The sequence below is a fragment of the Streptomyces coelicoflavus genome (genome assembly GCF_003112555.1).
Classification (GTDB): Bacteria; Actinomycetota; Actinomycetes; order Streptomycetales; family Streptomycetaceae; genus Streptomyces; species Streptomyces coelicoflavus.
In genome coordinates, this window is record NZ_BEWB01000033.1 from 1 (window position 1) to 6,285 (window position 6,285).

A 6,285-nucleotide genomic window follows, 5' to 3' on the forward strand; every position below is an offset into this window, starting at 1 on the left:
AATAGATGATCTGCTGCGGGAGCTGGTGACCCGCCGCCGCGGCCGGTCGACAATCCCGCCCGGCCGCGAGCCCACCTGGCTCTTCCACGGCATCTACCCCGGCCGTCCGATGGATCCCAGTAGCCTCAGCCGCCGCCTGAGAGCCATCGGCGTCCAGCCGCGCCAAGCCCGCAACGCCTCCCTGATGGACGTCGCCTCCGAGCTGCCCGCATACGTCTTCAGCCGCCTGCTCGGCTACTGCCAAAAGACCGCCGACAACTGGAACACCGAAGCCTTCGGCTTCGGACCCGACTACGCCGCCGACCTCACCCGCCGCTGACCCCGGCATTCGTAGCGGGCGGCCTCGCCCGGCTGGAGGCGTGGCTGACCCGCACCATCGCCCGCGTCCCCGATGCCGGTGAGCGCCGCATCCTGCTCCACTACATCCGCTGGCAGCCGCTGCGCCGCCTCCCGCCCGGCCGGCACGTCACGCACGGCCAGGCCGACTCCGTCCGCATGGAGATCCGCAACGTGGTGCGGCTGCTGGAATGGCTGCAACAGGTCGGCAGCAGCCTCGCCGCCTGCACCCAAGACGAACTGGACGCCTGGCTCGCCGACGGACCGCCGATGCGCACCCTGGTGCGCGGCTTCGTGCGCTGGACCGCTCGCCACCATCACACCAAGCCCTTGACGACGCCGCTCTACACCAGCAACTTCGCCGCCGAGGTCATCGCCCAAGACCAGCGCTGGGCCCTGGTGCGCCGCCTGGTGAACGACACCGACCTGCAGACCACCGATCGCGCCGCCGGACTGCTGTTGCTGCTGTTCGCCCAGCCCGCCGCCCGCATCTGCCGCCTGACCACCGACCACCTCCTCGACGACGGCCATACCCTCCGCCTGGGCCGCCAGCCCGTGGACATCCCCGCCCCGCTGGACGACCTGCTCCGCGAACCAGCCTGCCGCCGCCGCGGGCACGGCCCGGTGCTCGCCGGATACGAGCCGCCCTGGCTGTCCCCCGGCATCTATGCCGGACGCACCCTCGAGCCACACAGCCTGGGCTGCCGTCTGAAGAGGCTCGGCATCCGACCTCGGGTAGCCCGCAACGCCTCGCTGATGGACATCGCCTCCGGACTCCCGGCCTACGTCTTCAGCCGCCTGCTGGGCTTCAGCCGGTCCACCACCGACAACTGGGACACCGACGCCAGCGGTTTCAGTCGCCCACGGCGCCGAGGTGAGCCGTCGCACCCCCACCACGCAGTCCACGGTTCCCTGAATTCGGGATGCTGCGTGCTGTTGGGGTGTGCTGACACCCACCTGCCGCGGCCGAGGGGCTGGTGCTATGCCAGGTGCCTGGTGAGGAACTCCGACATCCGTTCCACGGCCGACTTGATGCACGTGGGCTTGTCGTACAGGTCGAAACATCGGGGGGAACGCCGCGACAAACGTGCTGGTTTGAGCAGCTGCTTCTCATCCAGGGTTCCTGGTGGCCTTGGCCCCGGCGCGTCGACGCAGCCAGTAGTGCGCGGTCACGACGGCCAGCAGCGGCCCCCAGACGAGCAGCGGGGCGTAGCAGGCCGTCATCACCAGGTACGCGACACCCTTCGGGGCCTCGGGGTCGGCCATGGTGTCCGGCTGATTCCAGCCGAAAGCGCCGAGGACGGCGAACATGGTGAGCGCGAGCGCCCCGGCGCCCGCCAGGGGCACGGCGAACCAGGTCGGCACTCTGCGCCCGCCGACCAGCGGCAGCCAGGACCAGAACACCTCGCCCCATCGCTGGACCAGGCCGAGCGCGAGCAGGCCGAGCGCTTCGGTGACGAGGGACAGCACGATCATGTAGAGGGAGAAGAAGCTGCCCGGGGTCACGTCGGCGAGCGCGTTCGTCCCGGTGAACCCGACCGGCACGCCGAACGCGGCGGCGATCCGCCACAGCCCGCTGGGCAGCGGAGCGAGCGCGGCCAGGTGGGCCGCGCGGACGACCCAGCGGGGTGGCACGCCGGTGTTGGTGGCGTTCGGGATGATGCGCTGAGTGGTGTCGATCACAAGTGAACTCCCGTCGAAGCATGGCTGCTTGGCGGGTACAGCCTCGTGGCGGACCCGTGCGCGGCCCTATCCGTCGACCGGCGGATCCTGACGGCGTGACGCGCCCGCCCTCTGCCGATCGGCAGAGGGCGGGGCAGGGCGGTGATCCGTAGAGTGAGGCCGGGGGTGTTCGTATGACGGAGGGGTTCGGGGTGGTCGGGGGGCTCGGAGCAGCGGTGCCTGCATCGGCAGGAGGGCTCGTACTGCCCGTACTGGCCCTGCTGCCGTCGGGTGCCGCAGTGCTCGCGCTCTTCGCCGGGCCGACACGGGTCCGCCGGTGGGCACGCGGGGCGGCAGGGCGGCTCGCCGGGCTGTCCGGGGCCGCGCTGCTCACCGTACTGGCCACGATCGACGGCACATACGGCGAGTCCCGCGCACTGTTCGCCGGGACCTGTCTGCTCGTGCTCGTGCAAGCGGCGGCCTACCGCTGGGCGCCGCGCCGCGAGGCGCTCGTCGGCGGCGCGGTCGCGGCCGCCGCGACCGCGCTGTGGACGGTCCCGCTGCTGCCGGACGCCTCCTTCTTCGAGGCCGCGGGCGTGGCCGCCTTCTGGTGTCTGCCCTCCGTGGGCGCCGCCGCCGTCGGCGGCTATCCGCGTCTCATGGATCGCCGGCGGGCCCGCGCCGTACGCGACGCCGAGCGCGCCGAGCAACTGCGGCTCGCACACGACCTGCACGACTTCGTAGCCCACGACATCAGCGGGATCGTCGCCCAAGCGCAGGCCGCCCGGTTCGTCGCCGGCCGGGACCCGGCCGCCGCCCTGCCCGCGCTCGAACGCATAGAGCGGGCGGGTCTGACCGCGCTCGCCTCCCTGGACCGCACGGTCGGAGCGTTGCGCGAACCACCGCCGGGGACAGCTCACGTCGCCGATCTGGTACGCCGGTTCGAGGCGGAGGGAAGGGTCAGGGCGCGGATCGGGATCAGCGACGGAGTCGAGGGCGCACTGTCCCGGGAAGCCGCCGCGACCGTGCACCGCGTGGTGACCGAGGCGCTGACAAACGTACGCCGGCACGCGATCGGCGCGACCCGCGTCGACGTACGACTGACCCTCGACGGCGGGACCGTACGGCTCACCGTCGCGGACGACGGGGCGTCCGCGATGCCGCGTCCGCGCGAACGCGGTGGCACCGGCCTGATCGCTCTCGCCGAGCGCGTCCGTGCGACCGGCGGGGACCTGCGTACGGCCGCCGGCCCGGACGGCTGGACCCTGACCGTGACGCTGCCCGCCTCTCTCGCCTCCTCGCCCACTGCCGTGCCGGGCGGGCCCCCCCTGGAGAAGACCGTATGACCGCCACCCGGATCCTGATCGCCGACGACCAGGACGACGTACGCAGCGGCTTCCGGCTCGTCCTGGACTCGCAGCCGGACATGACCGTCATCGCCGAGGCGGCCGACGGCGCGGCCGCCGTCGACCTCACCCGCACCCTGCGCCCCGATGTCGTCCTCGCCGACATCCGGATGCCGAAGCGGGACGGTCTGGAGGTCACCCGGCTGCTCTCCGCCGAGACGAAGGTGATCGTGGTGACCACCTTCGATCTCGACGACTACGTGCACACGGCGCTGCGGCACGGCGCGTGCGGCTTCCTGCTCAAGCGCTCGGGCCCGGCCCTGCTGATCGAGGCGGTACGCGCGGCGATGGCCGGTGACACCCTGATCAGCCCTCAGATCACCGTCCGCCTGCTTCGCCGCCTGGCTCCCGAGCCCGGCCGCACCCACCCCCGGGACACGCTGACCCCGCGCGAGCGGGAGATTGCCCGCCTGGTCGCGCAGGGCCTGACGAACGCCGAGATCGCCGCCGAGCTCGTCGTCACCCCAGGGACGGTGAAGACCCATCTCGCCAACGTCCAGGTCAAGTTGAAGGTACGCAATCGCGTGGGGATCGCCGCGTGGGCCTGGCGCTCGGGCCTGGCGTGACGGACTCATGGCACCCATAGGCGTGACGGAGGTGCGGCGCGGGCGACCGGACCGTTTCTGCCCGCCTCGACCCGGATCGTCCTCCGCAGACCGATGCGGTGAAATCGGAGGGCGGGGGGCGGGCCGGGGATGCGGGGGCTCGCAGGCCGTTCGCGCACAGCTGGCCCACATCGGCGGCTGCCCGCCCGCACCCAGGGTGATCCGACCAGGTGAGCGTCCCGGCCGCAGTCATGCTCCATGACCCGGCTCAGGGACGGACCGGGCCTGGCGCCCAAGGCCGGGTCATCAGCTGCGCCGGCCCGAGAGACCGTTGGGTGACGCGAGCTGGGGCAGCTCCACTGGCGGGCCTGTGCCCCATCCGTGCCCTTCAGGGCGGTGAGCAGCGGTCACCACCAGTGGGGACTGTCTGATCTTTCGTGTAACTGTTCGTTTCAAAATGTGGGCGAGTGTTGTCGCTTCTCAATCGACAGAGCCAGGTAGTTGCGCGGCCGCCGAGCATTTGCGGTCAGAGCGCCCCGTCCGTGGTGTCGAGTAGTACGCACTGATCGAATTTCATGCATCCGCACTTCAGGCAGTCCGAAACTGCCTGCCGCAGGGCTTGGGTCTGCGCGATGTGACGATCGAGTTCGGGTAGCTTGCGCGTAGCCATGTCCCGCCATTGACGGGTTGCGGACGGCGTGGTGTCTTCGGCCAGCAGTTGCGTGATCTCGGCGAGGGTGAAGCCCGCCCGCTGCGCCATCTTGATCAGGGCGACCCGGCGGACGGTGGTCGCGGGCCATACCCGACGCCCGCCTTCGCGACGCGCGCCGGGCAGCAGACCGCGCTCCTCCCAATAGCGCAGTGCCGAAGCACGCACATGGGCCTTCTCCGCGAGCTCGCCAATGGGTAGATACCGCATGCCCGCCCCTCCTTGGTCCGGCCTTGACTTCAAGCGTGCTTGAAGCGCGACTGTGACCTGCATGTTCTCAGTCGCACCGGGACGCCTGCTGCCCGGCCCCTACCGTTCGCTGTTCGCCGACCGCACCTTTCGGCGGGTGATGCCGGTCTTCGCGTTGTCCGACCTGGGCGACGGCATGACCGTCGTCGCGGTCGCGTGGTTCGCGCTCGCGCTGGGCCCGGACGGCGGCCAAGGCGCGCTGGCAGGCATCGCTGTCGCCGCCTACGTCCTGCCCGGCGCGCTGGGCGCCCTGGTTCTGGGCAGGTGGATGCGCCAGCTGCCTGCGCGACGACTCCTGGTCACCGACTCCACGCTACGGGCCGTACTGCTGGGGGCGGTCCCGCTCGCACACGTGGCAGGGCTGCTCACCCCGGCCGTGTACGTCGGGCTCCTGGGCGCCTCCTCTCTGCTGCACGCCTGGGGCAAGGCCGGAAAGCACGCACTCTTCGCCCCTTTGCTCCCCGAAGACCAGCGCCTGGCGGCCAACAGCGTGATCAGTACTAGCCTCTGGACCGCGACCATCGCGGGCCCCGCCCTCGCGGGCCTTCTCGTGGGAGTGATATCCCCGGCGTGGATCATCGGCCTGAATGCCGCCACGTTCGCCATGCTCGCCCTCCAGACCGGTCGCACCAACCTGCCCCGGACACCGGTGCCCCCAGTGACCGGCGGCACACAGCACGGGCTGAGCATCCTGCGCCGCCAGCCGGAACTGTTCGGCCTGCTCCTCGTGACCTGGGTGTTCAACCTCGCCTTCGGCCCTGTCGAAGTCGCCCTTCCTCTGTTCGTCTCCGATGACCTCGATGCCGGCGCCGGGCTGCTCGGCGTCTACTGGTCCGCCTTCGGTAGCGGAGCCGTCATCGGCGCCCTCGCCCTGGGCGCGGCCAAAAGGCTTCCCCTGTGGCCGGCCATGCTCGGCATCATCGCGGGCCACGGCATCGGGATGCTCCCTTTCGCCCTCACGGACACCGCCCTTCCCTCCCTGATCGGCTTCGCTTTCGCCGGACTCGTCTACGGCCCCTACTCCGCACTCTCTTTCACCCTGATCCAGGACCGCGCACCCGCCGACTCCCTCACCACGGTTCTGGCCGCGCGCAGCGCCGTACTCCTGACAGCCTCTCCCCTCGGAGCCGCCCTTGGAGGCTTCCTCCTCGACCGGACCAGCGCTCCCGCTGTCCTCGTCGGCTGCGGTGCGCTGATGATCCTCACCGTCCCCACCAGCATCGTTGTACTGAAGCTCTGCGGAAGCCGCCGCCGACGGCATCAGCCCGCGCATGACCCGGCCGAGCGGGCAAGGTGTACCGACCGGGACCGACCGGCGCCACAGCACTCACGTCTCTTCGACCAGGCCGAGAGCTCGACACGTGACTGACGATCTAGT

General features: G+C 71.0%; 6 protein-coding genes and 1 pseudogene. 4 read left to right on the top strand and 3 right to left on the bottom strand.

What is annotated here, in order from left to right; genetic code table 11:
• Positions 1 to 319: pseudogene (locus tag Sco07f_RS39560) on the top strand (hypothetical protein); the annotation flags it as partial.
• On the opposite strand, the gene Sco07f_RS39565 reads toward Sco07f_RS39560, so the two are convergent.
• Positions 292 to 867 carry a hypothetical protein gene (locus Sco07f_RS39565; protein ID WP_143666003.1) on the bottom strand — a complete coding sequence of 192 codons (576 nt, stop codon included), beginning with the start codon at positions 865 to 867 and terminating at the stop codon, positions 292 to 294. The pseudogene Sco07f_RS39560 and the gene Sco07f_RS39565 sit on opposite strands and share 28 nt — an antisense overlap.
• 579 nt (positions 868 to 1,446) lie before the next feature.
• Positions 1,447 to 2,019: a hypothetical protein gene (locus Sco07f_RS39570; protein WP_007445435.1), complete on the bottom strand. Its 573-nt coding sequence runs from the start codon at positions 2,017 to 2,019 to the stop codon at positions 1,447 to 1,449.
• A gap of 215 nt (positions 2,020 to 2,234) precedes the next feature.
• On the opposite strand from Sco07f_RS39570, the gene Sco07f_RS39575 reads away from it, so the two are divergent.
• The gene (locus Sco07f_RS39575; protein WP_158002347.1) at positions 2,235 to 3,344 is read left to right on the top strand and encodes a sensor histidine kinase; all 1,110 of its coding nucleotides are present in this window, start codon (positions 2,235 to 2,237) and stop codon (positions 3,342 to 3,344) included.
• Positions 3,341 to 3,970, top strand: a complete 630-nt coding sequence (locus Sco07f_RS39580) for a response regulator (RefSeq protein ID WP_054099728.1) — start codon at positions 3,341 to 3,343, stop codon at positions 3,968 to 3,970. Before Sco07f_RS39575 ends, Sco07f_RS39580 begins: the two co-directional genes overlap by 4 nt.
• Positions 3,971 to 4,475: 505 nt before the next feature.
• On the opposite strand, the gene Sco07f_RS39585 is transcribed toward Sco07f_RS39580, so the two are convergent.
• The gene (locus Sco07f_RS39585; RefSeq protein WP_108990804.1) at positions 4,476 to 4,868 is read right to left on the bottom strand and encodes a MerR family transcriptional regulator; all 393 of its coding nucleotides are present in this window, start codon (positions 4,866 to 4,868) and stop codon (positions 4,476 to 4,478) included.
• A gap of 61 nt (positions 4,869 to 4,929) precedes the next feature.
• Between Sco07f_RS39585 and Sco07f_RS39590 the strand changes: the two genes are divergently transcribed.
• Positions 4,930 to 6,276 (top strand): MFS transporter, encoded by a 1,347-nt coding sequence (locus Sco07f_RS39590; protein WP_108990805.1) that lies wholly within the window; start codon positions 4,930 to 4,932, stop codon positions 6,274 to 6,276.
• Positions 6,277 to 6,285 lie beyond the last annotated feature (9 nt).

What these genes read in the sequence shown, in the direction of transcription:
- Sco07f_RS39565 (WP_143666003.1), bottom strand. Translation starts at nt 867, where the DNA reads ATGGCCGTCGTCGAGGAGGTGGTCGGTGGTCAGGCGGCAGATGCGGGC.
- Sco07f_RS39580 (WP_054099728.1), top strand. Translation starts at nt 3,341, where the DNA reads ATGACCGCCACCCGGATCCTGATCGCCGACGACCAGGACGACGTACGC.
- Sco07f_RS39585 (WP_108990804.1), bottom strand. Translation starts at nt 4,868, where the DNA reads ATGCGGTATCTACCCATTGGCGAGCTCGCGGAGAAGGCCCATGTGCGT.
- Sco07f_RS39590 (WP_108990805.1), top strand. Translation starts at nt 4,930, where the DNA reads ATGTTCTCAGTCGCACCGGGACGCCTGCTGCCCGGCCCCTACCGTTCG.